The 25,372-nt window shown below is 71.4% G+C and carries 19 protein-coding genes; 7 read left to right on the plus strand and 12 right to left on the minus strand.

Features of this window, described 5'->3' with window-relative positions; genetic code table 11:
- Window positions 1-13: 13 nt before the first annotated feature.
- The 7 genes from ACFY4A_RS36015 to ACFY4A_RS36045 all read right to left on the minus strand — a co-directional run bounded on the left by ACFY4A_RS36015 (window position 14) and on the right by ACFY4A_RS36045 (window position 9,198).
- Window positions 14-1,063, minus strand: a complete 1,050-nt coding sequence (locus ACFY4A_RS36015; protein ID WP_390833525.1) for a BMP family protein — start codon at window positions 1,061-1,063, stop codon at window positions 14-16.
- 352 nt (window positions 1,064-1,415) lie between these two features.
- Window positions 1,416-2,447 (minus strand): BMP family protein, encoded by a 1,032-nt coding sequence (locus ACFY4A_RS36020; protein ID WP_390833526.1) that lies wholly within the window; start codon window positions 2,445-2,447, stop codon window positions 1,416-1,418.
- Window positions 2,448-2,874: 427 nt separating this feature from the next.
- Window positions 2,875-4,110 (minus strand): amidohydrolase, encoded by a 1,236-nt coding sequence (locus ACFY4A_RS36025; RefSeq protein ID WP_390833544.1) that lies wholly within the window; start codon window positions 4,108-4,110, stop codon window positions 2,875-2,877.
- 343 nt (window positions 4,111-4,453) lie between these two features.
- A complete protein-coding gene (locus ACFY4A_RS36030; RefSeq protein ID WP_390833527.1) occupies window positions 4,454-5,551 on the minus strand; it encodes a hypothetical protein in 1,098 nt (365 codons plus the stop codon).
- A gap of 34 nt (window positions 5,552-5,585) precedes the next feature.
- A complete protein-coding gene (locus ACFY4A_RS36035) occupies window positions 5,586-6,524 on the minus strand; it encodes an N-acetylneuraminate synthase family protein (protein WP_390833528.1) in 939 nt (312 codons plus the stop codon).
- A 14-nt stretch (window positions 6,525-6,538) separates the two neighbouring features.
- A complete protein-coding gene (locus tag ACFY4A_RS36040; RefSeq protein WP_390833529.1) occupies window positions 6,539-7,825 on the minus strand; it encodes a cytidylyltransferase domain-containing protein in 1,287 nt (428 codons plus the stop codon).
- Window positions 7,826-7,857: 32 nt separating this feature from the next.
- The gene (locus ACFY4A_RS36045; protein WP_390833530.1) at window positions 7,858-9,198 is read right to left on the minus strand and encodes a DUF6716 putative glycosyltransferase; all 1,341 of its coding nucleotides are present in this window, start codon (window positions 9,196-9,198) and stop codon (window positions 7,858-7,860) included.
- A 199-nt stretch (window positions 9,199-9,397) separates the two neighbouring features.
- Between ACFY4A_RS36045 and ACFY4A_RS36050 the strand changes: the two genes are divergently transcribed.
- The 5 genes from ACFY4A_RS36050 to ACFY4A_RS36070 all read left to right on the plus strand — a co-directional run bounded on the left by ACFY4A_RS36050 (window position 9,398) and on the right by ACFY4A_RS36070 (window position 14,643).
- On the plus strand, window positions 9,398-10,375 hold the full coding sequence (locus ACFY4A_RS36050; RefSeq protein ID WP_390833531.1) for a glycosyltransferase family 2 protein: 978 nt from the start codon (window positions 9,398-9,400) through the stop codon (window positions 10,373-10,375).
- The gene (locus ACFY4A_RS36055) at window positions 10,375-11,700 is read left to right on the plus strand and encodes an alpha-2,8-polysialyltransferase family protein (RefSeq protein WP_390833532.1); all 1,326 of its coding nucleotides are present in this window, start codon (window positions 10,375-10,377) and stop codon (window positions 11,698-11,700) included. Before ACFY4A_RS36050 ends, ACFY4A_RS36055 begins: the two co-directional genes overlap by 1 nt.
- 198 nt (window positions 11,701-11,898) lie before the next feature.
- Entirely contained in the window at window positions 11,899-12,942 is a 1,044-nt protein-coding gene (locus tag ACFY4A_RS36060; RefSeq protein ID WP_390833533.1) for a glycosyltransferase family 2 protein, read from the plus strand.
- Window positions 12,932-13,378, plus strand: a complete 447-nt coding sequence (locus ACFY4A_RS36065; RefSeq protein WP_390833534.1) for a GtrA family protein — start codon at window positions 12,932-12,934, stop codon at window positions 13,376-13,378. The genes ACFY4A_RS36060 and ACFY4A_RS36065 overlap by 11 nt, the downstream gene beginning before the upstream one ends.
- On the plus strand, window positions 13,375-14,643 hold the full coding sequence (locus ACFY4A_RS36070) for an NAD(P)/FAD-dependent oxidoreductase (protein ID WP_390833535.1): 1,269 nt from the start codon (window positions 13,375-13,377) through the stop codon (window positions 14,641-14,643). The genes ACFY4A_RS36065 and ACFY4A_RS36070 overlap by 4 nt, the downstream gene beginning before the upstream one ends.
- A gap of 94 nt (window positions 14,644-14,737) precedes the next feature.
- On the opposite strand, the gene ACFY4A_RS36075 is transcribed toward ACFY4A_RS36070, so the two are convergent.
- From ACFY4A_RS36075 to ACFY4A_RS36085, 3 genes are read right to left on the minus strand one after another with little or no spacing between them, the layout of a single operon-like run.
- The gene (locus ACFY4A_RS36075; RefSeq protein ID WP_390833536.1) at window positions 14,738-16,501 is read right to left on the minus strand and encodes a hypothetical protein; all 1,764 of its coding nucleotides are present in this window, start codon (window positions 16,499-16,501) and stop codon (window positions 14,738-14,740) included.
- Between the two features lie 3 nt (window positions 16,502-16,504).
- Window positions 16,505-18,865, minus strand: a complete 2,361-nt coding sequence (locus ACFY4A_RS36080; RefSeq protein ID WP_390833537.1) for a glycosyltransferase — start codon at window positions 18,863-18,865, stop codon at window positions 16,505-16,507.
- The gene (locus ACFY4A_RS36085; RefSeq protein WP_390833538.1) at window positions 18,862-20,361 is read right to left on the minus strand and encodes a glycosyltransferase family 29 protein; all 1,500 of its coding nucleotides are present in this window, start codon (window positions 20,359-20,361) and stop codon (window positions 18,862-18,864) included. Before ACFY4A_RS36085 ends, ACFY4A_RS36080 begins: the two co-directional genes overlap by 4 nt.
- A 254-nt stretch (window positions 20,362-20,615) precedes the next feature.
- On the opposite strand from ACFY4A_RS36085, the gene ACFY4A_RS36090 reads away from it, so the two are divergent.
- Window positions 20,616-21,785 carry an acyltransferase family protein gene (locus ACFY4A_RS36090; RefSeq protein ID WP_390833539.1) on the plus strand — a complete coding sequence of 390 codons (1,170 nt, stop codon included), beginning with the start codon at window positions 20,616-20,618 and terminating at the stop codon, window positions 21,783-21,785.
- Here the strand turns inward: ACFY4A_RS36090 and leuE are convergent, their stop codons facing one another.
- On the minus strand, window positions 21,786-22,439 hold the full coding sequence (leuE, locus tag ACFY4A_RS36095; RefSeq protein ID WP_390833540.1) for a leucine efflux protein LeuE: 654 nt from the start codon (window positions 22,437-22,439) through the stop codon (window positions 21,786-21,788). It lies immediately after the preceding gene.
- A gap of 98 nt (window positions 22,440-22,537) precedes the next feature.
- Window positions 22,538-24,094 (minus strand): methylmalonyl-CoA mutase, encoded by a 1,557-nt coding sequence (locus ACFY4A_RS36100; protein WP_390833545.1) that lies wholly within the window; start codon window positions 24,092-24,094, stop codon window positions 22,538-22,540.
- Between the two features lie 263 nt (window positions 24,095-24,357).
- Here ACFY4A_RS36100 and ACFY4A_RS36105 point away from each other — a divergent pair, with 263 nt between their 5' ends.
- Window positions 24,358-25,200: a L,D-transpeptidase family protein gene (locus ACFY4A_RS36105; protein ID WP_390833541.1), complete on the plus strand. Its 843-nt coding sequence runs from the start codon at window positions 24,358-24,360 to the stop codon at window positions 25,198-25,200.
- Window positions 25,201-25,372 lie beyond the last annotated feature (172 nt).

A 25,372-nucleotide genomic window follows, 5' to 3' on the forward strand; every position in this document is an offset into this window, starting at 1 on the left:
CGCGACCGTCCGGTCAGGAGTCCTTGACCTTGATCGAGCCGTTCTTGATGCCTTCCTCGGCCTTCTTGATCGCGGCCTGGAGGTCGGCGTTGTTCTTGAAGACGGGGTTGGAGTCGGAAAGGCTCACACCGCCGGTGGCCAGGCTGGCGCGCACCTCACCGGTCTGGGGCTTGCCGTCCTTGACCGACTTGGCCAGGTTGTAGACCGCACCGGCCACGTCCTTCATGGCCGAGGTGAGGATCGAGTCCTTGTACTTGGCCAGCGCGTCCTGCTTGTACTGGTCGGAGTCGACGCCGATGGCCCAGATCTTGTGCTCGGAGGCGGCCTTGATCACGCCTTGGCCCGACAGCCCCGCGGCGGCGTAGACGACGTCGGCGCCGGCGTCGATCTGGCCGTTGGCGGCGTTCTCACCCTTGTCCGGGCTGGAGAAGCCACCCTCCGCCGCCGTCTGGGTCAGGTACTGCGACTTGACCGTGACGCCCTTCTTGGTGTCCGCGACGCCCTGCTTGAAGCCCGCCTCGAACTTGTGGATCAGCGGAACGTCCACGCCGCCGACGAAGCCGACGGTGTTCGTCTTGGTCGTCTTGGCGGCGGCGACACCGGCCAGGTAGGAGGCCTGCTCCTCGTGGAAGACCAGGTCGGTGACGTTGCTCGCCTGGATCTGGTTGTCGTCGACGATGCCGAAGGTGGTCTTCGGGAACTTGGCGGCGGCCGCCTTGACGGCCGGCGCGTAGGCGAAGCCGACGCCGATCACCGGGTTGTAGCCCTGCTTGGCGAGGGTCTCCAGGCGCTGTACCTTGTCCGCGTCCGACTCACCGTCCTGCGGCTCGACGGCCGTGCTCTTGTAGCCGAACTCCTGGTCGGCCTTGTCCATGCCGGCCGTGGCGGCGTCGTTGAAGGACTGGTCGCCCTTGCCGCCGACGTCGTAGGCGAGGGCGAGGCCAAGGTTCTTGTCGCCACCACCGGCAGACTGGCTGGACGAGCTGCTGCCACATGCGGAAACAGTGACGGCGAGGGCTGCGGTTGCGACACTCGCAACCGCTATACGGGACACCCGGCGCATGGAACGAGACTCCTTCGTGCAAGCGCCCATACCAGGCGCTGGTTCCGCCGCAGCGTAACGCGCGTAGACATGGCGGAGAACCCCTCCTTGCCAGAGTGTTATCCGACCGTTTTGATCCTTCGGTGCCGCTCTGGCCGAGCGTGGGCGTCCGCCGGGGAGGCACACCGGCCCGCGGCCGGACGGGTCGTGGTCCCACCGCCACGGCGGGGGCGTCCGGCGCTCGCGGACACCGTGACGGCGAAAGGCCCCGGACCGGCCCTGGGTTCCAGAGGTCCTTGCAACACCAACGACCCCTCGAATCCACCGGCACGTCCGGGGCCTTCCCGTCAGCGCTTCCTGCCCGACGGCGCGGTCACTGGGTGTTGACGGTGACCGTGCCGTCGATGATGTCCTGCTTGGCCTTGTCGACGGCGGCGACGACGTCCTTCATGGCCTGGTACTTCGGGTTGGAGTCGGCGAAGCCCACCCCGCCCGACTTCAGGTCGCCGCGCACCTCACCGGACAGCGGCTTGCCGTCGACGACGGACTTGGTCAGCTCGTACACCGCGCCGCCGACGTTCTTCAGGGCGGAACCGAGGATCCAGTCCTTGTACTTGGCCAGGGAGCTCTGCTGGTACTGGTCGGAGTCGACGCCGATGGCCCACACCTTGTGCTCGGCCGCGGTCTGGATCACGCCCTGACCGGACAGGCCGGCCGCGTGGTAGATGACGTCCGCGCCCGCCTCGATCTGGCCGTTGGCCGCGTCCTTGCCCTTGTCGGGGCTGGAGAAGCCGCCCTCCTGCGGGGTCTGCGTCAGGTACTGCTTCTCGATCTTGATCTTCGGGTCGACCGACCGGGCGCCCTGGACGAAGCCCGCCTCGAACTTGTGGATCAGCGGGATGTCCACGCCGCCGATGAAGCCGATGTGCTTCTTCTTGGTCGCCTTGGCCGCGGCGACACCGGCCAGGTACGAGGCCTGCTCCTCGTGGAAGACCAGGTCGGCCACGTTGTCCGCCTTGACGGAGTCGTCGTCGACGATGCCGAAGGTCGTCTTCGGGAACTTGGCCGCGACCTCCTTGACCGCCGGGCCGTACACGAAGCCGACCCCGATGATCGGGTTGTAGCCGGCCTTGGCGAGCTGTTCGAGGCGCTGCACCTTGTCCGCGTTGGACTCGCTGTCGTTCGGCTCGACGTCCCGGCCGCCGATCTTGAATTCGCTCTCGGCCTTCTCGAAACCGGAGAAAGCGGCGTCGTTGAAGGACTGGTCGCCCTTGCCGCCGATGTCGTACGCCAGGCCTATGCCCTTGCCGGAGTACGCGCCGGACGACTCGGAGCCGCCACCGGCCGAGTCGCTGCTGGACTTGCCGCACCCGGCGGCCGCGAGCGCGATGACCGCTACGGTCACCGCGGCTCGGGAGAACCTGGTCCTCGATGAGTTCAGACGCACAGCAAGCACCCCTTCTTGCCCACGGCACCGTCGCCGGCCCGCTTTCCCCATGTGCCGCCTCTGGTGGCGATTCCGGCGCACAGTAACGCGCGTAGAGACGGAGGGAAACGGGGTTTCTCCTGGCCGTTACCGAACCGTGCCGACAGCGGGTGACCTTCGCGTGCCTCCGGCCTCGGGCACCGCGCACGTGAGTCCGGCCGGGCGTCGCGCAGGGGCATGCGGGCCAGCATCGGGCCCGGCCCGGCGCCGATCACGCAGTCCACCCCGTGCAGCGCGAGGGCACGGACCCGGATCACCGACGCCAGCTCGACCGCGTCGCGCCCGAAGGGCGGGCGGGTGACACCGGCCGGCGAAGGGGCGCCGGCCGGGCGCCCCTTCGCCGGGATCAGCGCGTCGGGTGCAGCAGGGCGGCGGCGGTGAAGAGCTCCACACCCACCCTGATGGCGGACTCGTCGGCGTCGAAGTCCCCCTGGTGCAGGTCGCGCACGGTCCGCTCACCCGGGGTGCGCACCCCGAGCCGGGCCATCGCGCCGGGCACCTGCTCCAGGTACCAGGAGAAGTCCTCGCCGCCGAGGCTCTGCTCGGTGTCCTCCACGTGGGCGGCGCCGCGCCGGGCGATCATGGCCTCGCGCAGCAGTTCGGTCACCACCGGTTCGTTGACCACGGGCGGCACCCCGCGCACGTAGTTGATCTCGGACTTGGCCTTGTGCAGGTTGGCGACCTCGTCGATCGCGGCGACCACGATGTCGGGCGCCTGCCGCCAGGCGTTGATGTCCAGGCAGCGGACCGTCCCGGCGAGTTCCGCGTGCTGCGGGACCACGTTCGGGGCGTGCCCGGACTCGATCCGTCCCCAGGTCACGGCGAGCCCGGCGCGGGTGTCGACCCGCCGGCCGACGAGCGCGGGCACGTCGGTGACGACCCGGGCGACGGCGGTGACGAGGTCCGTCGTCAGGTGCGGTCGTGCGGTGTGCCCGCCGGGGCCGTCCAGCAGGACCTCCAGCCGGTCGCAGGCGGAGGTGATGGGTCCCTGGCGCAGTCCGATCCGGCCGGCGTCGACCCGGGGGTCGCAGTGCACGGCGACGATCCGGCCCACTCCCTCCAGCGCGCCGCTCTTGATGACCTCGGCGGCGCCGCCGGGCAGCACCTCCTCGGCGGGCTGGAAGATCAGCCGCACGGGCCGCGGCAGCAGCCCCTGCCGGTGCAGGTCCGCGAGGACCAGTCCGGCGCCGAGGACGACGGTGGTGTGCACGTCGTGCCCGCAGGCGTGGGCGCGGTCGGGCACGGTGGAGCGGTACGGGCTCTCGCTCTTGGTGTCGGGGATGGGCAGGGCGTCGATGTCGGCGCGCAGGGCGAGCACGGCCGGCCCCCCGTCTCCGGGGTCGCCACCGATGTCGCAGACGAGACCGGTCCCGGCCGGGAGCACCCGCGGCGCGAGCCCGGCCTTCTCCAGCCGCTCCTTGATCGCGGCGGTGGTACGGAACTCCTGGTTGCCGAGCTCGGGGTGCATGTGCAGGTCGCGCCGGAAGGCGACGAGCTCGGCGTACAGCGCCTCCGGCAGCATGCCGGGAAGGGCGTCCGCCGTGGCATCAGCGGGGAGATCGGCCTCGGACTCTGGGGACATCAGTTGCTTCACCCTCTGAAGGGTAGGACGCCGGGGTGGTCAACTGACCCTCGATCAACAAAACTTCAACCCGTTGGGGGCAGAAAAAGTGGCCGCCCGGCGCATACGTATCGGCTGGGATGGGTAAACTCGCCCGCCTTCGCCGGCCGAGCGGATCACGGAGTCACCGGGAGAGTGGTTTGCGTCACACCCCTGGCACCCCGCCCCATTTGTTCTTTCTCCACGCATACCACGCCGCACCGGAACCACGCCCGGGATGTTCACCTGTCGGACGTCATCCGTATACCGCCTCCGCCCTCTCCGGGACTCCTCGGGGCCGCCCGCAGGAGTCCCGGAGGGCCGCTCAGCCGGCCTGGGCCGTACGGGCGAGGCGGTGCACGTCCCGGGCGGTGCCGGTCACCCCGGACAGGAAGCCCTGGGCGCGCGGGGAGGCGTGCGCCGTCAGCCAGCTCGGGTCGATGTCGCAGACGGTGACGCGCACCTCCGTGCCGGCCAGGGCGAGCGGCAGGGTGTGGACGACGGTGGAGGGGAAGCTGAGGACCGTACGGCCGATCGGGCCCCGGCGGGCGATCAGCTCCAGGGGAAGCTCGGGGCGGACGATCTGCAGACCGGTCTCCACGGCCAGCCGGTGCAGCTTCTCGGCGCTCTCGCGCCGGTGGGCGAAGTAGCGGGTCGCCCCGTGCGCCTTGGCCAGTGCCCGTACGGCGTCCAGGTACCGGTCGCCGTCGACGACGCCCGTCTCCACCAGTGAGGTGCCCACCAGGTCGGCGCCCGCGGTGACGCCGGGCGGGCCGAAGCGGGCGCGGGTCCAGTCGAAGCGGTTCGCGGTGACGGTCACACCCCGCGGGGTCTCGTCGATCGGCATGGACGAGAACACCTCCACCCGGCGCTCCCCGCGCGGGGTGAGCCGGCGCCGGGCGACGGCCGACACCGGGCCGAGGACGAGGTCCCGCGGGCCGCGGCGGCCGCCCTTGCGGTGCCAGCGCACCAGCCGCTCCCCGCGGGCGAGCTGGACGAGGAACTCCATCGTCGCCGTACCGTCGTCCACGACCACGAGGTCCCGCGCCCGGGTGATCGTCAGCAGCAGCTGCACATACCGCGAGAACGGGTCGCCCATCACGACCCGCTCGGCCCGCCGGAGCAGCCCGGCCAGGCCGCCGATCGTCCTCAGCGGCGCCCCGGCCCCGCCCCGCGCCTCCTCCCACCGCACCTCGTGCCCCTCGTCCCGGGCCAGCTGGGCCATCCGCCGCAGCTGACCGCGGCTCATCGGGTCGGTCGGCGACAGCACGACGAGGGTGATCCCGGACTCCGGGCGGGCGCCGGGAGCGGTCCCGCCCGGATCGGGGGCGCGGTGGGTGGTGTGGCCGCGGGCGTGAGCCCATTCCAGCACGTTCAGCAGTTGTACCGGGCTCTCGACGAAGGCGAGGGTGTGGGGGCTCATCGGCGCGGGACCGTCCGTGTCAAGGGGCTGGGGCTCAGACCGCGACCGGCTCGCCCGCCGCCGCGGCGATCTCCGCCTCGGCGACGACGCCGCTGACGCGGCGCAGCTTCTTCATCGGGCCGAGCTCGGAGTCGTAGACCTTCTTCACCCCGTCGCCGAGGGAGGCCTCGATCGTGCGGATGTCGCGGACCAGGCGCTGCAGGCCCTGCGGCTCCACCGAGGCGGCCTGGTCGGAGCCCCACATCGCGCGGTCCAGCGTGATGTGACGCTCGACGAAGACGGCGCCCAGGGCTACCGCGGCCAGCGTGGTCTGCAGGCCCGTCTCGTGGCCGGAGTAGCCGATCGGGACGTTCGGGAACTCCTTCTCCAGGGTGTTGATCACGCGCAGGTTCAGCTCCTCGGCCTTCGCCGGGTACGTCGACGTGGCGTGGCACAGCAGGATGTTCTCCGAGCCCAGCACCTCCACCGCGTGGCGTATCTGCTTGGGCGTGGACATGCCGGTGGAGAGGATGATCGTGCGGCCCGTCGCGCGCAGGGCGCGCAGCAGCTCGTCGTCCGTCAGGGACGCGGAGGCCACCTTGTGGGCCGGCACGTCGAACTTCTCCAGGAAGGCGACGGCCTCGGTGTCCCACGGGGAGGCGAACCAGGCGATGCCCTTCTCCCGGCAGTAGTCGTCGATCTGGCGGTACTCGTCCTCACCGAACTCCACGCGGTGGCGGTAGTCGATGTAGGTCATCCGGCCCCAGGGCGTGTCGCGCTCGATGTCCCACTGGTCGCGCGGGGTGCAGATCTCGGGCGTGCGCTTCTGGAACTTCACGGCGTCGCAGCCGGCCTCGGCGGCCGCGTCGATCAGCTTGAAGGCGTTCTCGATGTCGCCGTTGTGGTTGATGCCGATCTCACCGGTGACGTAGACCGGGCGGCCGGGGCCGGCCTCGCGCGAACCGAGCGTGCGGATACGGGAGTTGGTGCTCATGGCAGGAGTTGTCCTTACTTGGTGAGGGAATCGAGAGAGGGGCCGAGGATCCAGCTGGCGATCTCTCGGATCGCGCCGTCGCCACCGGGGACGGTGGTGACCGCGCGTGCGGCGCCGCGTACGACGTCGTGGGCGCTCGCGACCGCCACGGGCCAGCCCACGAGGGAGAAGCACGGGAGGTCGTTGACGTCGTTGCCGACGTAGAGCACGCGCTCGGGCGCGATGCCCTGCTCCTCGCACCACTGCTTCAGCGCGAGGTCCTTGCGGTCGATGCCGTGCAGCACCGGGAGCCTGAGCTTCCGGGCGCGGGCGGCGACGACCGGGTTCTGTTCCGTGGACAGGATCAGCATCTTCAGGCCGCTCTCGCGCAGCGCCGCGATGCCGAGGCCGTCCCCGCGGTGCACGGAGACGAACTCCCGTCCGTCGGAGTCGATCAGCACCCTGTCGTCGGTCTGGGTGCCGTCGAAGTCGAGTACGACCGCGTCCACGTCGTCGGCGGTCGGCAGCGCCTCGGGCCGGTTGGCGTCGAACAGCGGTGCCAACGCCCGCGCCCGCGCCAGGTCGTGCGGGTCGTCGATCTCCAGCACCCGCGCGGGGTCGGTGCGGACGAGCTCCGTACGGCCGAAGAAGCGGTGCCGGTGCGCGCGGAACCCGGACGCCGTCATGGCGTAGGCGGCGCCGGTCTCCAGCAGGTCCTGGGGGCGGTCCTGGCGGCGCGGGCGGACGGACTTGTCGTGGTTGACGCCGTAACCGCCCTCGGTGGCCGCGGACTCGGCGGCCGCCACGTCCGACGGTGCGCCGGCGGTCACCGGGTCGTCCGCGGCGTCCCGCCATACGAAGCCGTGGAAGGGCGCCACGGTCACCGCGGTGTCGGCACCGTGCTCGACGACCGCGCCCGCGACCCCGGCGACGTCCTCGCTCCTGAGGAACGGGCTGGTGCACTGCACGAGCAGCACCACGTCCACCGGTGCGCCGTGCAGTGCCTCGTGCGCGTCCAGGGCGTGCAGCACGGCGGCCTCGGAGGTGGCGGTGTCACCGGCGATGGCGGCCGGTCGCAGCACCACCTCGGCACCGGCCTGGCGGGCGGCGGCCGCGATGGCCTGGTCGTCGGTGGAGACCACCACGTCGGTCACCAGCCGGGCCGCCCGGCACTCGCGAACGGCACGGGCGACCAGCGGGACACCGCCGACGGGGGCGAGGTTCTTCGCGGGTACGCCCTTGGAGCCGCCGCGCGCGGGTATCACCGCGAGCACGCGGCGCGCCGGGGCGCCGGATCCCGCGTCCGGGTGGGCGTCGGTCATGGGCTGCACTCCTTGAGGTGGGATGCGGTCGCTCACAGCTCCCCCATCCGCCGGATCACGGGCGCCACGCGCTGCACGCCGTGGCGGTAGGCGCCGCGGGCGGCATGGCGGAAGATCCGGCGTACGGGGCCGGGCGCCCGGTCGGCGGCGGGCGCGCCCGGCAGGGGGCTGCCGTCGGGGGCGAGGTGGTGGCGCGCGAGGACGCCGGGCAGATAGCCGGGGGCGGTGACGGGGGTGTAGTAGGGCTTCAGCGGCGGGAGTTCACCGGCGGCCAGCAGTTCCTCGACGCGCCGGCGGGCCCGGTCGAAGGCGGCCTCGTACGCGCCCCCGGTGGCGACGCCCTGGCGGGCCACCCACCACGGGTCCGGTTCGGGCTCGTGCCCGGCGTCGAGCTGGTCCCAGGAGGCCAGGCAGCCGGAGCCCACGAAGTGGTGGTTGCCGAGCACCTCCCGCACCCCGAGGTCGGTCAGGACGACGGTGGGGATGCGCCGGTGCAGGGACTCCAGGGCGGCCGTGGAACTCACCGTGACCAGCAGGTCGGTGCGGTCCAGGACCTCGCCCATGTTCCCGTACACCAGACGGAGGTTGGCGGGCAGGTCCTTGCGCTGGGCCAGCTTCTGGTACGGCAGTTCCTCGATGTGCGTGGTGTGCTCGCCCGGCTTGGAGCGGAGCTTGAGCAGCACCTCGCGCCCGGGGTGCCGGCGGGCGTGCTGGATCAGCCGGTCCAGCAGGTAGGCACGGTCCCCGCGGTTCTGCGGCACGGAGGGCTGCGCGGCGAAGACGACCGTGTAGGGGTCGTCCTCCGTCCGGTCCGGGTTGTGCACGGCGCCACCGAGGAATGGCAGCGCCACCTCGGTCACCGACGAGGCGTCGGCGTCCACTCCCTCGTACACGGCCCGGAAGCGGTCCGCGTCCTGACGGGAGTTGGCGAGAACGAGGTCGGCGCCGTGCCGCAGCAGCAGCCCGTCGGTGAGCTTTTCGTAGACGACGCCGACGTAGCCGGTGACTACCACGGGCCGCTCGGTGCGCCCCTGCCAGACGTGGGCCAGTCCGTGCAGCATGGCCTGGACTCCGCCGCCGACGAGGGCGAGCACGACGACGTCGTACGGCTCCTGCGCCATCTCGTGCAGGAACTCGGCGGCGCTGACCTCACTCAGACGGTCCGCGCGAACGCCGACCTCCTCGAGCTGGCGGGCGGTGGGAGTGGCACGGCCCCGCAGCAGGTAGCCGTCAAGCCGGATGTCCGGTTCACCCCGGTCAGGGGAAACACCGGCGGAAACCAAGCGGTTCGCCGTGAGCGCACCCCATTTCCACCGGGTGTCGGAATCCGCGAGAACGGCGACTCGCCGGGACTTCTTCGCACTGGCTGGCACGCCGAAGACCGTAGGAAGGCATTTCTAGGTTCCACCCAACCCGAACACAACAAACGGTTAACAGCACATCGCCGAATGGCGAATCAAGCCGCCGGCGGCCCGGAACAAGGGCCGATTCACGGCGCCGCCACACGTCGTTCACCGAAGCTCAAGCTGGAGGTAAAGACGGGGGACGGGGCCGCGTCCTAACGTCGCCTGCGTGGTCAAGCTCTCCGTCATCGTGCCGTTCTACAACGTCCGGCAATACGCGTCCGACACCTTGAAGAGCCTGCGCGCGAACGCCCGCGAGGACTTCGAATTCATTCTCGTCGACGACTGCTCGCGCGACGAGACGCCTGACATTCTCGCGCGCGCGGAGCGCGAGCTGCCCGGGGCGGTGTACGTCAGACACGAGAGAAACGGCGGACTGGCGACCGCGCGCAACACCGGGATCGACACGGCGCGCGGCGAGTATCTGACCTTCCTGGACGGCGACGACTGGCTGGCCCCCGGCTACTACCCGCAACTGCTCGCCGCGATCGAGGACCTGGGCTGCGACTTCCTGCGCACCGACCATGTGCAGTGCACCGCGCGGGCGCGCACGATCCAGCGTGTCCCGCACGGCCGACGGGGCGAGGTGATGGACCCGCGGCAGGCGATCCTGCCCGCCGACCGCACCACCTCGGTCGACTATCCCTACGCCTGGGCGGGTGTCTACCACCGCCGGCTGGTCGACCGGGGCCTGCTGCACTTCACCGACGGTCTGCGCACGGCCGAGGACCGGCCGTGGATCTGGAGGCTGCACCGGGAGGCGGAGTCGTTCGCCGTGGTGAGTCTGCTGGGCGTCTTCTACCGGCGTGGAGTGCCCGGTTCCCTCACGCAGATCGGCGATGTGCGCCAGCTCGACTTCATCCGCGCCTTCGACCAGGTGATCGAGGAGACCGCGGCCGATCCCGAGGCCGACCGGCTGCTGCCGAAGGCGGTGCGCACCTACTGCGCGATCATCGCCCATCACCTGTCGGAGATCGACAAGTTCGAGCCCTCGGTGGCCAGGCAGCTGCGGACGATGAGCGCCGCGGCGATCAGGCGGCTGCCGCAGGAGCTGCTCACCGACGTCCTCGACACCATGGACCTGAACCGTTCCTCCAGGCTGCGCCGACTGCGCCGCCGGGTCCCCGCAGCGAAGGCGGCCTCCTGATGCCCCGCACCACCCAGATCTTCTGCGCCTCGACGCTGTACGGCGCCGCCACCCTGGCCGCCGCGATCGAGTCCGACTGCTTCCCCGAGGCGGACCGGCGCCTGCTGCTGGTGTGCAACAACGCCGCGACGCCGGAGATCGCCCCGGCCGTCGACGAGATGCCGGGCTTCGCACCGCTGCGCGACCACTTCGACGGCGTGCTGTCCTGGAACGAGGCGATCCGTCCCTTCCATCCGGGGGCGTGGTCCCCGCGCCCCGACGACTTCCCGCTGTTCGAGCGCCACCTGCGGCTGCTGTGGGACCTGGGCGACGACCGCGTGTCCCTGGTGATGGAGTCCCTCCAGGTCAACCCGGCCCTGGCCATCGCCCAGTCGTTCGCCGAGGCGCCCATCGACGTCTACGCCGACGGACTGATGAGCTACGGCCCCACGCGCAACAAGATCGACCCACTGGTCGGCACGCGCGTGCGGCGGCTCCTCCACCTGGACCTGGTCCCCGGTCTGACCCCGCTGCTGCTGACCGAGTTCGACGTGCCCGCGCAGGCCCTGCCGACCGGCGCGTTCATGAAGGTGCTGAGCCGGATCGGCGACGCCGTGCCGCAGCTTCCGCCGCTGCCCGAGCGTGCCGCCGTCCTGCTCGGCCAGTATCTGTCCGCGCTGGACATCCTCTCCGCCGAGGAGGAGGAAGACCTGCACGTGCGGATGCTGCGGGGCGCGGTCGCCCGCGGGCACCGCTCGGTCGTCTTCAAGCCGCACCCGACCGCTCCGGCCCGCTACAGCCGGGCGCTGGAGGCCGAGGCCGACCGGCTCGGCGTGGACCTCACCGTGCTGGACCTGCCCGTCCTCGCCGAGGTGCTGTTCGAGAAGACCCGGCCCGCGCTGGTGGTCGGCTGCTTCTCGACCGCGCTGTTCACCGCCTCCGCGTTCCATGGCCTGCCGGTCGCCCGGGTCGGGACACCTCTGGTGCTGGAGCGGCTGACGCCCTACCAGAACAGCAACCGCGTCCCCGTCGTCCTGGCCGACGCGCTGCTGCCGGACCTGGCGGACGGGCAGGGGGAAGCCATCATCGCCGCCGACATGCTGACCGGGCTGGTCACCGCCGTCGGCTTCACCATGCAGCCGCAGATCCACCCGGCTCTGCGCCCGGCAGCGGAGCGCTTCCTCTCCCAGCACTTCGGACCGCGCACCCAGCGCTACTTCAAGCGCCGCCGGCTCACCTCGCTGGGGCTGCCGGGCGGCATCCCGAAGCGGCTGGCGTTCCTCCCCCGCAGCGCCACGGCGCGCCGGGTCGTACGACGGGCCCGCGCCCTGAAGAAAAAGCTCTGAAGAGAAAGCCCCGAGGAGAGAGCCCCCGAGCAGGAAGCCCCGAGCAGGAAGCCCCGAGGAGACGGCTCCGAAGGGAAAACGGGAAGACGGCTGCCGGACGTGGACCGTTCGGCTGCGGTTCACGCAGCTTCCATAGTTTCCCCCAATGCGTCAATCAAGCATGGATTCCCCGGAGTTCAGCCTAATGGGCAGACCGGGATGACCCAGCAGGACATCCGCCCGCCCGTACGCGCCGCGGCTCCGGTCCGGCCCGCGCGGCCCGAGCCGCGGCCGGGCCGGCGGCCGCTGATCTCGTACGTCCTGCCGGTCTACGACGAGCAGGACGGCATCGCCGCCTTCCACACCGCGCTGACGGCCGCCCTCGCCGAGCGCCCGGACCTCGACTACGAGCTGGTCTACGTCAACGACGGCTCCTCGGACGGCTCGCTCGCCATCCTCAGGGATCTGGCGGCGGGCGACGGACACGTCCGGGTGGTCGACTTCGCCCGGAACTTCGGGCACCAGATCGCCATCACCGCGGGCCTCGACATCGCCGTGGGCGACGCGGTGATCGTGATGGACACCGACCTCCAGGACCCTCCGCGGGTGAGCCTGGATCTGGTCGACGCCTGGCGCGAGGGCGCCGAGATCGTGCACGCCCGCCGCCGCAGTCGGCAGGACACCGCGTTCAAGCGGGCCACGGCCCACCTGTACTACCGCGTCCTGCGGTCCTGCGCCGAGGTGGACATCCCCCTGGACACCGGGGACTTCCGGCTGCTGGACCGGCGGGTCGCCGACGAACTGCGCCGCTACCGCGAGCGCAGCCGCTTCGTGCGCGGCATCGTGGCCTCGATGGGCTTCCGCCAGACCGAGGTGGCGTTCGACCGCGACGAGCGTTTCGCGGGCGAGACCAAGTACCCGCTGCGCAAGATGGCCCGGCTGGCGATCGACGGGGTGACCAGCTTCTCCACGGTGCCGCTGCGGATGATCACCCGGCTGGGCTTCCTGGTGCTGCTGCTGTCGCTGGCCGGCATCGTCTACGCCCTGGCGATGAAGTTCTTCCGGCCCGACATCACCGTCTCCGGCTGGACGATGCTGATGGTGGTGGTGCTCTTCCTCGGCGGCACCCAGATGCTGTTCCTGGGGGTGCTGGGCAGCTACATAGGGCGCATCTACGGCGAGGTGCAGGCACGCCCGCTGTACCTGGTGCGCGAGGTGATCGGCTCCCGCGCGGACGAACGGGACGGTCCCGGTGGCGTCTGAGACCTCGGCCACGGCCGAGGCGGCCCCCGGCCGGCCGCCCGGAGACCCGGCCCCTGGCCGGGCCCGCACCCTGCGCCAGCTGCTGAGCTACACCCTGATCGGCGGCAGCGGCGTCGTGCTCGACCTCGTGGCCTTCCTGCTCCTGCACAACACCGCGGGAATGGACGAGCAGTTCGCCAACGTGCTCAGCACCACCCTGGGCATCGCCAACAACTTCGTCCTCAACGCGCTGTTCACCTTCGACCGGCGCGACCGGATCGTGGTGCGCTTCCTGCGCTTCTACGCCGTCGGGCTGGCCGGGATCGTCCTGACGAACCTGCTCTTCCTCGTCTTCACCGACGCGCTGGGGATCGGCGCCGACCTCGTCAAGGCGGGCTCGCTGCCCCTGGTCCTGGCGCTCCAGTTCGTGCTCAACAGAAAGTGGAGCTTCGCATGAACCTCGGCATCATCGGCGCGGGTGCCACCGGCCTGACCGCCGCCTGGGACGCCGTACGCGCCGGCCACCAGGTCACCGTCCTGGAGACGGCCCGCGAACTGGGCGGCCTGGCGGCGTCGTTGGAGGTGGGCGGTGTTTCGCTGGAACGCTACTACCACCACATCTTCCGCAGCGACCACGCCATGATCGCCCTGATCGAGGAGCTGGGGCTCGGCGACGCGCTGCGCTTCCACAGGCCCACCACGGGCATCTTCCGCGGGGGCCGGCTGATCGACTTCACCACCCCGTTCGACATGCTGCGCTTCCCGGAGTTCTCCCCGCTGGACGCCGCGCGCTTCGCCGGCTCGTCCGCCCTTTTGAAGGCGGTCCGGCGCGGTGAGCGGTACAACGACCGCACCGCCCTGGCCTGGCTGCGCCGGTGGGCGGGACGCAGGGCGACCGAGGCTGTCTGGGAGCCGCTGCTGCGCGGCAAGTTCGGCGACCGGGCGGAGCAGGTGTCGATGGCCTGGCTGTGGGCCCGCATCCACTGCCGCACCTTCGAACTCGGCTATGTGGACGGCGGGTTCGAGCGGGTCTACGCGGCGCTGCGGGACGGCGTCGAGGAGCGCGGCGGCAAGGTGGAGTTCGGCAAGGCGGTCGAGTCCATCCGGCAGGACGGCACGGACGCGCCCGCCGTGGTGCGCTGCGCGGACGGCTCCCGCTACGAGTTCGACCAGCTGATCGTCACGACCCCGCAGCCCGCCTTCGCCAAGGCGGCCGGGCTGCCGGCCGACGACGCCGTGTGGAAGAACCAGTACCTGGGCGCGACCTGTTTCGTGCTGGAGCTGGACCGCAGTGCGATCCCGTACTACTGGCTCAACATCAACGAGCCCGACTTCCCGTTCCTCGCGGTGGTCGAGCACACCCGCATGATCGACCCGTCCGTGTACGGCGGCCGGCACATCCTCTATGTGGGCAACTACGTGGAGCGAGACGACTGGCGGTTCACCACCGCGCCGGAAGAGCTGCTGACCGCCTTCCTGCCGTATCTGCGCCGGATCAACCCGGAGTTCGACGAGTCCTGGATCAAGGACTGGCACTTCTCGAAGGCCGGGTTCGCCCAGCCGGTGGTGACCCCGGAGTACCGCTCGCTGATCCCCGGCCACGACACGCCGATGAGCCGGGTCAAGCTGGTGACGATGGCGCAGATCTACCCGCAGGACCGGGGGCAGAGCTACTCCGTGGGCCTGGCCCGCGAGGTCACCGCCTCGCTCGGGCTGCGCTGAGCGGACGGGGCGGCGGGACCCCGGGCGGCGCACCGGTCGTGCCGTGGCCGCTCGGAGGCCCTACCGCGCGCCGCCGTCTTCCGCTCGGAGGCCCTTACCCCGCGCCGCCGCCCCTGCGGACGCACAGGACCAGCTTGCCCCCGGCGCTCGCGGGCGGGCAGTCGTACACGGCGGCGATGCGCCGCGCGAGGGCCGCGTCGACCTTGCCGGGCCGGAACCAGCCCCGCTCCAGGACCGCGTACGGGGCCGGGTCGTGGTCGACGCAGTCGGCGTTCTCCCGGAACGACGTCAGCTCGGCGACGTCCGGGAGGAAGCGGCTCCGCTGGAGGAACGTGGCGATCGGATAGCGGCACCGGGCCGGGTGGCCGATGTAGTACGCCGCGTCGCCGAAGGCAAGGTAGAGCACCGGGGCGCCGTCCGGCATCCCGGCCCGCAGCCGGCCGGCCTGGTCGGCGACGGACCGCATCTCGCGCAGATATTCGGCACTGGTCACCGTGACCCTGCCGTTCATCACCAGATGCGGGGAGCCGGGCCAGATGCTCCCGGCCAGGCACACCACCGCGGCCAGGGCCGCCGAGGCGTGCCACACCCCGTGCGCCGGACTCCGTCTCCGGCTCCCGGCTCCGGCGCCGCTTCCCCGGGTTCCCCGGGCCTCCAGCAGCGCGTCCACGAGGGCCGCGAGCAGCGCGAGGGCACCGGCCGCCCAGACGACCGCGGGCCGCTGCACCCCCTCGGGGGCCCGTGCGTACAGCACGGGCAGCGCCCCGTAGCCCAGTGACACGGCGCAGAACAACCGGGGTGGTGTGCGGCGCACGCCCCCCACGGCCAGGCCCCACAGGGCGGCGGCGAGCACGGGCAGCTGCGCCGCGTGGTAGAGGAACCAGTTGCCCTGCACGACCACGACGGCCAGGGCGCCGAGGCCGACGGCCGCGGCGACCGCCAGCAGTTCGGCCCGTCGCAGCCGCCCGCGCACCCGGCCCAGGACCAGCAGCAGCGCTCCCGGCAGGAGCAGCAGTACGGGGCTGAGCACGGCCCGGTCGGCCAGGTAGTCCACGGAGCGGGCGAGGACGAACGACGGGTGGATCCCGGTGCGGCTCAGGGCCGACTGGTTGATCTGCGGCATGTCCCGCGTCCACTGCCACTCGTGGGACCCGGCGAGCACGCTCAGCCCGAACAGGGCCGCCGCGGTGGGCACCGCGACCAGGGCGAGCCGCACGGCCCGCCCCCGGTCGACGGCGTACACGAGCAGCACCCCGATGGCGGCCGTGGCGGCGGTGGAGTACTTCATCATCACCGCGAGCCCCAGCGGCAGGCCTGCGAGCAGGGCCGCGGGCCACGGCCGGGCCGGGCCGATCGCCGCGGCGACACCGAGCACGGTCAGCACCACCGCCGCCCACTCCGGCTGGAGGAAGTCGGTGCGGGGGGCCAGCGCCAGGGCCAGGCCGGTGGCACCCGCCGTGAGCGCCGCCTCCCGCGCGGTGACCCGGCGCAGCAGCGCCGTGTACAGGGCCGCGGCGGCCGCGGCCGCGAGCAGCGCTCCGGCCGCCTCCAGCAGCGTCTCGCGCAGGCCCGTGCCACCGAAGGCGATCCGGTCGAGGCCGGCGATGAACCACCGGTAGAAGAACGGCCGGTGCGTGAACACCTCGGACGGCGAGTAGCCGGCTTCCCCGCCGGTCCGCAGCGCGCCGAGGACGTAGTGGATGTCGCCGGTCAGCCGCCGGGTGGCCACGGTGTACACCACGGCCGCCACGGCGGGCAGGGCGAACGCCGCCCACCACAGCGGTGAGCGGCGCCCGCCCTCGGGTCGGCCGGGGGCGGCGTCCGTGCCGCCGTCCCCCTCGGCCGGTGCCGTCGGCATGGGTCAGCCGCCCAGGAGGACGCGCAGGTCCGCGGCGTTGGCCTCGGTGACCTTCCACAGCTCCTGCTGCCGGCCGTGCACGTCGGCGACCGTCGCGTCGTGGTCGGCGAGCAGGTCCCGGGCGCGTTCCACGAGCCGTGCGCCGAGGTGGCGGTCGTGCACGGACACGCCCCACTCGGGCCGTTCGATGTCGTTCAGGAAGTACGCCATCTTCGGGTGCGAGATCAGGCTGATGACAGGCGTGCCGCAGCCGAACGGGATCATGCCCGCGTGTCCACGCATGCCGATCACCAGCTTGGTGCGGGCGTACAGGTCGCGGATCGCGTCGTTGTCGAAGTCGTACATCGGGATGACGGGCATCGAGATGCCGTACTCGCGGCGCAGATCGAAGACGATCTTCTCGTCGTCCAGCGAGTGCGCCACGCACTTGACCTCGGCCAGCTCACGCAGGCCCTTGACCGCCTCGGCCATCTGCCCCAGGAAGTAGGCGTAGTCGTGGCCGAAGCGCAGCCCGGCCCGGTCGTAGGCGGCGTTGATCAGGATGGTGTCGTCCCGCTCGGCCGGGTCCTGCCAGCCGGCGACGAGCTGGCGGGTGACCGTGGTGGGGCACGGCTGGAAGCGCACCTTGTCGTGCAGGTGGGACGGGAGCATGGCCCGCACCTTCTCGATCGAGCCGTGGTTGCGCAGCCCGAAGAAGGCCGCCCGCTCCACGAGGAGGCGCAGCGAGGTGCGGAACCGCTCGGCGCGGTAGGACTGGCCGTCGAAGGCGTTGAACCCGACGGCGTAGACCGCGATGGGCACGTCGATGCGGTTCAGCAGGGCGTCGGGGACGTTCCACTGCCAGGCGCTGTTGCCGTTGGGCATGGTGTCCGGGATGAACAGTCCGCCGCCGCCGATGACCAGGCCGCGGCGGGCGTTGACCCGCTCCAGGGCCGCCTCGTCGAACAGCCGGTGGGCGTGCACCGGGTGCCAGCGGCGGGAGGTGGTGTCGGGTCCGAAGGCGAGGCGGACGCTCTCCGGGAGGAGCTTGTCGCCCGCGTTGCCCTGGCGGTCCATGTAGAAGGCGACGTGCGCCAGCTGGTCCTCGGGGCTGCCCTGCTGCTGGGTGGGCACGCCGCCGAGGGTGCGGCGCTGCCAGAGCCGGGCGGCCCGGTGGGTGGGGTCGACGCCGACCCCGGCCAGGGCGTACCGCTGCGCGGTGGCGTCGTCGCCGTGGACCCAGGCGATCTGGGCGAGCCGGGCGAATGCGGTGGCGGCGCGGTTGGGCGCGGCCGTGGCGAGCAGCAGCTGCGCCCTGGCCTCGTCGTACCGGGAGACGCTCATCAGGGCGTGCCCGTAGACCTCGTGCGGCCAGGCCTCGTCGACCGGGATGTGCACCCGCTCCATGATGTCGACGGCGGACTGGTAGTCGCCCGCGCCGATGTGCGCGAGGGCGACCCGGCGGGCGGTGCCGACGTCGCCGGTGCGCTCCACGTGCGGTGTGCCGTAGTGCACGAGCAGGTCGCGGTGGGGCTCGGGGAGTGCGAGGTAGGCGGCGTGCAGCTCGGCGTCGTCCATGTCGAACTCGCGCCAGCGCTCCTGCGCCTGTTCGTAGCCGGCCTCGCCGCCCTGCCACGGCTTGTGCCGGCCGGTGAAGTGCAGGACGGCCGTGTCCTCGGGCACCGGAAGGTCGCCGGACAGACGGCGCTTGACGAAGTTGTACTTGGGGTCGAGGCGGACGAAGTCGCCGTCGAGCAGGGCGTTCAGGATGCCCTGGTCGTGCTTGTCGAGCTCGTAGGTGCCGGCGCGGCCGATCTCGTCGATCCTCGCGCAGAACTCGTCGCTCAGCTGCTCCTTCTGGATGACCAGCAGGCCGCTGTTGAGCTTGGACTCCCCGTAGAAGAACTGCGGCACGGCCGCGAACCCCTCGCGCAGCGTGAGCAGTTCGCCCAGCGAGCCGAGGACCACCATGTCCGTGTCGAGGGTGATGACGGTGTCGTAGTCGCGGATGCGGAACACGTCGAGGATGAAGTACGCCTTGCGCACCAGGTAGTTGTCCTGGTCGCCCTTGACGTACGAGTCGTAGTGGTCGGCGTCGACGCGGCGCAGCACGATCCGCGGGTGCAGGGCGCGGATCCGGGCTATGGAGGAGGGGCGCAGGTCGTCGTGGAGGACGATGAAGTCCTCGCACACGTCCGGGTTGGACAGCGCGAGCGAGCGCAGCAGGGCGAGGAAACCGGGCAGGTAGTTCTCGTCCACGAAGCTGGCGAAGGCGATGCGGCGCTTGCCGGTCAGCGCACGGGCGGAGCCCTCGTCGGAGGCCGGTGCCGGGGTCCCGGCCGCGGTGACGACGGGGCCGGAGGCGGAGGTGGGGGTCGCGGTCATCGCAGGGAGATCCTCATGCCGGAGACGCTCTGGGCCCGTTCCATGACCCACGCCTTCTCAGTGGTGTATTCGTGGACGGACGTGATGGGCAGCTTCATCGCGGCGTCGACGCGGTACGCGCCGCTCTCGTAGAAGTCGAAGCCGATCAGGTCCAGGGTGGGGCTGACGTCGAGGAAGTCGAGCAGCCAGAGCATGTTGAAGCCGCTGGTGGGGATCCCGGGGAACGCGTCGGTGCCGAGGTTCCCGATGTTGCGCGCGGGCCAGCGCAGCGACTCGTCACCGAGGTACCGCTGGGCGCCCGGCACCAGCCGGTGGCGCAGGGAGTACTTCCAGTCGCTGGAGTTCCCGCCGAAGACCAGACGGGTGGTCACGGACTGGTCCCAGTTGAAGCCGTGCTTGTGGATGGTGACGTGGATGTCCGTGCGCCGACCGGTGTGGACGGGGTCGATCCGGTACGAGTTGAAGCGTACGACGAGGTCGTAGGCGTCGATCTCGGAACCCAGGGAGCTCTGGCCGACCTTGCCGGAGTTGGCGATCAGGCAGACCGACTTCCCGGCGATCCGGTTGCGGAACTCGCCGAGGGTGATCCACTCCACCCCGCCGAAGAGGGGGTCTCCCACCGGTCCGCGCAGGCGGTTGCGGCGCTGCTCCGCGAACAGGCCGATGACCTCGATCAGTTCGGCCGTGGGCCGGACGTGGAGACGGGTGACCAGGTCGAGGTACTGGCTGAGCGCTTCCAGGAAGTCCTGCTCCGGGGATCCGGTGCGGTCCATGGCGAGCAGGGCTCCCACCAGGCGGGCCTGTGCGCCGTTCCAGTCGCCCTCGGCATGCGCCTGAAGTCCCTCGGCCCACGCGTCGGTCGGGGGCCGCTCGGCGAACCCGGCGGCGGCCGGGACGTCGCGCTCCAGCAGCGCGAGCAGCTCGGCACGCCGGTCCTGCGCGGTGCGGATGCCCGCGATCCGGGCCGAGGTGCCGAACCCGTCCTCCTTCGTCAGGGCCAGATAGCGCTCGTAGGCCTCGACCGCGGCGACCGGCAGCCCCATGGCCTCGAGCAGCCGGCCGCGCAGCCGCCAGCCGGCGCGGGAGTTCTTGCGCTGGGTCAGGACGGTGTCGCTGACGAGCAGGGCCAGGTTCAGCTCGTCGTCGTAGCCGCACTCCAGTGCCTTGTTGCCGACCGCGAGGAGGGCGTCGAGCAGGTCGTTGCCGATGCCGCCGCCGGCGGCCTTGGTGCCACGCCGCAGCAGGCCGCCCGCCGCGGAGGCCGCCGGTGCGGGCTGCTGCTGTCCGGCCCACAGGGCGAGCAGCTGACGCAGTTGTTCGGCCAGCGCCGTGCGTCGGTTGTCAAGGCTCCCGACGACCTTGCCGCTGTGGACGGCACACGCGCGCAGGCAGTCCTCCAGCTCGGTCGGGGTGACCTCGGCGCCGGGCAGACCGGGTTCCGCGGACGCCGGTCCCCCGGGCCGGGAACGTGACCATCTGCTGCGAACCCTCGTCATGGTGCTCCTGCTCTGAAAGGTGGGAAAACGGCGTGGAATTGCCAAGGGCCTGGGAGAAGGTTGGAAAACGTTAAGAAAGCAATGCGACGTCCCGGTGAACCAATTGGGACCAGCAGACAAACACCGACCTCGCCGAACAAAAGCGCTCACGAAGGCGTCTTAGGGTTCTCGACAGGCGGCTCTTCTCCGGCCTCGGCGCATACGGTTCCGAAGCGCACAGAACGAGCCCTCGACGCACCATGAGGGGTGAAAGCGTGACCGGAACGGTCGTGGGCACATCGAATCCGCAGCCTGCCGAGGCCGCCACCGTCCTGGACCGGCACGCTCCGGCCGATCCGCCGCGGAACAAGGCGTCGGGGGGCCGGCTGCGCGCCCTCGACGGGCTGCGGCTGGTGGCCGCGCTGATGGTGGCGGCCTACCACTACGGCGGCCGGGGCGGCGAGGTCACCCGGGCCTGGGGGGCGTCACCGGCGCGGCAGTTCCCCACGCTGCACTCGTGGTTCGCCTACGGCTGCCTCGGCGTGCAGGTGTTCTTCGTGATCAGCGGCTTCGTCATCTGCATGAGCGGCTGGGGCCGGCCGCTGCGCTCGTTCTTCGCCTCCCGCGCCTCCCGGCTGCTGCCCGCGTACTGGGCGGCGGTCATCCTGGTCACAGCGGTGTTCGCGCTGCCGGTGGTCACCTACGAGGCACTCTCACCGAGCGACACCCTGGTGAACCTGACGATGCTCCAGATGCCGCTGGGAGTCGACCGGGTGCTGGGCGTGTGCTGGACGCTGTGGGCGGAGATACGCTTCTACGCCCTGTTCGCGCTGTGCGTCGTGCTGCCCGGCGCGAACCGCCGGCGCGTGATCCTGTTCTGCGCGGGCTGGACGCTGGCGGCGGCCGTCGCGCAGGGCGCGAAGCAGCCCCTGCTCGACATCGTGCTGATGCCGCAGTACGCACCGTTCTTCATCGGCGGCGTGGGCCTCTACCTGGTGCACCGGGACCGGCGGGACGCCTACGCCTGGGGCATCGTGGCCGTGAGCTGGCTGATCGGACAGCACTACGCGGTGCGGGAGCTGTGGCACTCCCCCGGCGTGCACGCCTTCTCGTACCGCAGCTCCTACGGCATCGTCCTGGTCGTCACCTTCGGCTTCCTCGCCGTCGCCGCGATCGCGCTCGGCCTCCTGAACCGGGTGGACTGGCGCTGGCTGACGGTCGCGGGCGCCCTCACCTACCCGTTCTACCTGGTCCACGAGCACCTGGGCTGGGTCGTCATCGAGGCGCTGCACCAGGGCCTCGGCATCCCGTCGTACGGCACCTTCCTGCTCACCGTCGCCGTGATGCTGCTGCTGGCCTGGCTGCTCCACCGGTACGTGGAGCAGTGGCTGACGCCCAAGCTGCGCACGGCGCTGTCGCGGCCGCGCACGCAGCCGGGCCGGTGACTAGGCGCTCGCCAGCGACAGCTTCACCGCGAAGCCCAGGAACAGCACGCCCGCCGCGGAGGTCGCCGAGGCCGACAGGCGCTTGCGGCGGCGGAAGGCGGCGGCCAGCTTGGTGCCGCCGAATATCAGCGCGCTGAGGTAGAGGACGCTGGCGAACTGGAGGAAGGCGCCGAGGATGACGAAGGAGAGCGCCGGATAGGCGTAGGCCGGGTCGACGAACTGCACGAAGAAGGCGATGACGAAAAGGATCGCCTTGGGGTTGACGAGGCTGACGACGAGAGCGCGGCGGAACGGCCGCTCGCCCGCGGCCACCGGCGCGGAGTCCTCCTCCTGCGCCGCCTTCCCCCGCCGGGTCCGCCACATCCCCCAGCCGGTCCGCAGCATGCCGATCGCGATCCAGGTCAGATATCCGGCGCCGGCGTACCTCACGATCCCGAACAGCACCGGGTTCGCCTTCAGCAGGGAGGCGGCCCCGGCCGCACCCAGCGTCATGAGCACGGTGTCCCCGCACCAGACGCCCGCCGCGGCGGTGTACCCGGCGCGTACCCCGCGCCGGGCGGCGACGGAGAGCACGTACAGCGAGTTGGGCCCGGGGAGCAGGACGATGAGGACGAGCCCTGCCAGGTAGGTGGCGAGATGGATGACTCCGAACATGGAAAGGAGTGTCGCACGGCGGTGCGACACTCACTTTCCGGGTTCCGGGGGGCGAGACGGACGGGCCGGCCGCCCCCTCGGCGCGGGGCGGCCGTCGCTCAGAAAGCGTCGCTCGGCACGTAGTTCCCCCACACCTCCCGCAGCGCGTTGCACACCTCGCCCACCGTCGCCCGGGCCCTCAGCGCCTCCTTCATCGGGTACAGGACGTTGTCCTCGCCCTTCGCGGCCTTCTTCAGGGCGGACAGGGCCGTGTCCACCGCCGTCTGGTCACGCGCGGCGCGCAGCTTGGCCAGGCGTTCGGCCTGCTGGGCCTCGATGGCGGGGTCGACGCGGAGCGGCTCGTACGGCTCCTCCTCGTCGAGTTCGAAGCGGTTGACGCCGACGACGACCCGCTCGCCGGAGTCGGTCTCCTGGGCGATGCGGTAGGCGCTGCGCTCGATCTCCTGCTTCTGGAAGCCGTGCTCGATCGCCGAGACCGCGCCCCCGAGGTCCTCCACCTTCCGCATCAGTGCGACGGCGGCCGCCTCCACGTCATCCGTCATCTTCTCGATGACGTAGGAGCCGGCGAACGGGTCCACCGTCGCGGTCACGTCCGTCTCGTACGCCAGCACCTGCTGGGTGCGCAGAGCCAGGCGCGCGCTCTTGTCGGTGGGCAGCGCGATCGCCTCGTCGAAGGAGTTGGTGTGCAGCGACTGGGTGCCGCCCAGAACCGCCGCCAGGCCCTGGACGGCGACCCGGACCAGGTTCACCTCGGGCTGCTGCGCCGTCAGCTGGACACCCGCCGTCTGGGTGTGGAAGCGCAGCATCAGCGACTTGGGGTTCTTCGCGCCGAACTCCTCCTTCATCACGCGCGCCCAGATCCGGCGGGCCGCGCGGAACTTGGCGACCTCCTCCAGGATCGTCGTACGGGCGACGAAGAAGAACGACAGGCGCGGGGCGAAGTCGTCGACGTCCATGCCGGCCGCGACCGCCGTGCGGACGTACTCGATGCCGTCGGCGAGGGTGAACGCGATCTCCTGCGCGGGGGACGCGCCCGCCTCGGCCATGTGGTAGCCCGAGATCGAGATCGTGTTCCACTTGGGGATCTCGGCCTTGCAGTACTTGAAGATGTCCGCGATCAGCCGCAGGGACGGCTTGGGCGGGAAAATGTACGTCCCGCGCGCGATGTACTCCTTCAGCACGTCGTTCTGGATCGTGCCCGTCAGCTGGTCGGCGCCGACCCCCTGCTCCTCCGCCACCAGCTGGTACAGCAGGAGCAGGAGCGCCGCGGGGGCGTTGATCGTCATCGACGTCGACACCTTGTCCAGCGGGATCCCGCCGAACAGCACCCGCATGTCGTCGATCGAGTCGATGGCCACGCCCACCTTGCCGACCTCGCCGTGCGCGATCGGCGCGTCGGAGTCGTGGCCCATCTGGGTGGGCAGGTCGAAGGCGACGGACAGGCCCATCGTGCCGTTGGCGATCAGCTGCTTGTAGCGGGCGTTGGACTCCACCGCCGTGCCGAAGCCGGCGTACTGGCGCATGGTCCAGGGGCGGCCCGTGTACATGGTGGGGTACACACCGCGGGTGAAGGGGTAGGCCCCCGGCTCGCCCAGCTTCTCGGCCGGGTCCCAGCCCTCCAGGGCGTCCGGCCCGTAGACCGGCTCGATGGGCAGCCCCGACTCCGACTCGCGCGCCATGGTGTGTGCCTCCGCGTTTCCTTGTTACTCGCCAGTTACTCGCCAGTACGACCGACTCCCGCCACGGACTGTAGCGGCGGCCGTGCGCCGGGTGGAGTGCCCCACGCTGGGAGCTATCTCACAGACGGACCGCTCGTCCTGTCTCCCCACCTTGCCCCCTGGTTCGCCGCCCGTCACGCGTGGGGAGACATTCCGGTGTACCGCCGGCGACGGACGTCGGTGAGACAGCGGGGGGCGCCATGCGTACCGGGGGCACGAGGAGAGCGATCGCCGCCGTCGCCGCGGCCACGGCACTGGCCGCTCTGTGCGGCTGCACGGTGCAGTCCCCGGACGCGGACGGCCGGCCGCGCTCACCGGTGCACATCGAGATCCCGGACACCCGGCCGCCCGGCGGCCGCACCGGCACCCCCGGCGACGCGAGACCGGGCAGGACCCCGGGCCGCACCGCCGCCCAGGTCCTGTGGTCCCGCGGCGACAGCGGCCGTGACGTGCGGGAGCTCCAGGCCCGGCTGCGGCAGATCGGCTGGCTGTTCGACGGGCCCACCGGCTCCTACGACGACCTGACCGAACAGGCCGTCAAGGGCTTCCAGGGAAAGCGCGGACTGCCGCGGACGGGGCGGACCGACACGGTCACCTGGCAGCGGCTGCTGCGGATGACGCACGAGCCGGGCCGGTGGGAGCTGTACCTGATGGGCGGGCAGCCGGCCGGCCCGCCGGACAGGCGCTGCCTGACCGGCCGGGTGCTGTGCATCGACAAGACCACCCGGACGCTGCGCTGGATGGTGGACGGGCGGACGCTCTCCACGATGGCGGTGCGGTTCGGAACGGAGTACACACCCACCCGCGAGGGTGTGTTCCAGGTCTACTGGAAGTCGAGACACCATGTGTCGACGCTCTACGACTCCCCCATGCCCTACGCGCTGTTCTTCAGCGGTGGCCAGGCCGTGCACTACTCCTACGACTTCGCGGCGCGCGGCTACGCGGGCGGCTCGCACGGGTGCGTCAACGTACGGGACGAGGCGGCGATCTCACGGCTGTTCGCACAGGTGCGGGTCGGCGACAAGGTCGTCGTGCACTGGTGACGCGCGAGGCGGGGAGAGGGGAAGAGGGGGAGGTACGGGGGCGGGGGGGGGGGCGGGGGGCCCGGGGCCCCCCCCCCCCCCCGCCCCCCCCCGGGGGGGTGGGGGGGGGCCCCCCCCCCGGGGGGGGCCCGGAGCACAGGGCGCAAACAAAAAAAACCCCCCCCCCCCGCAA

Source organism: Streptomyces sp. NPDC001292 (genome assembly GCF_042896465.1).
Classification (GTDB): Bacteria; Actinomycetota; Actinomycetes; order Streptomycetales; family Streptomycetaceae; genus Streptomyces.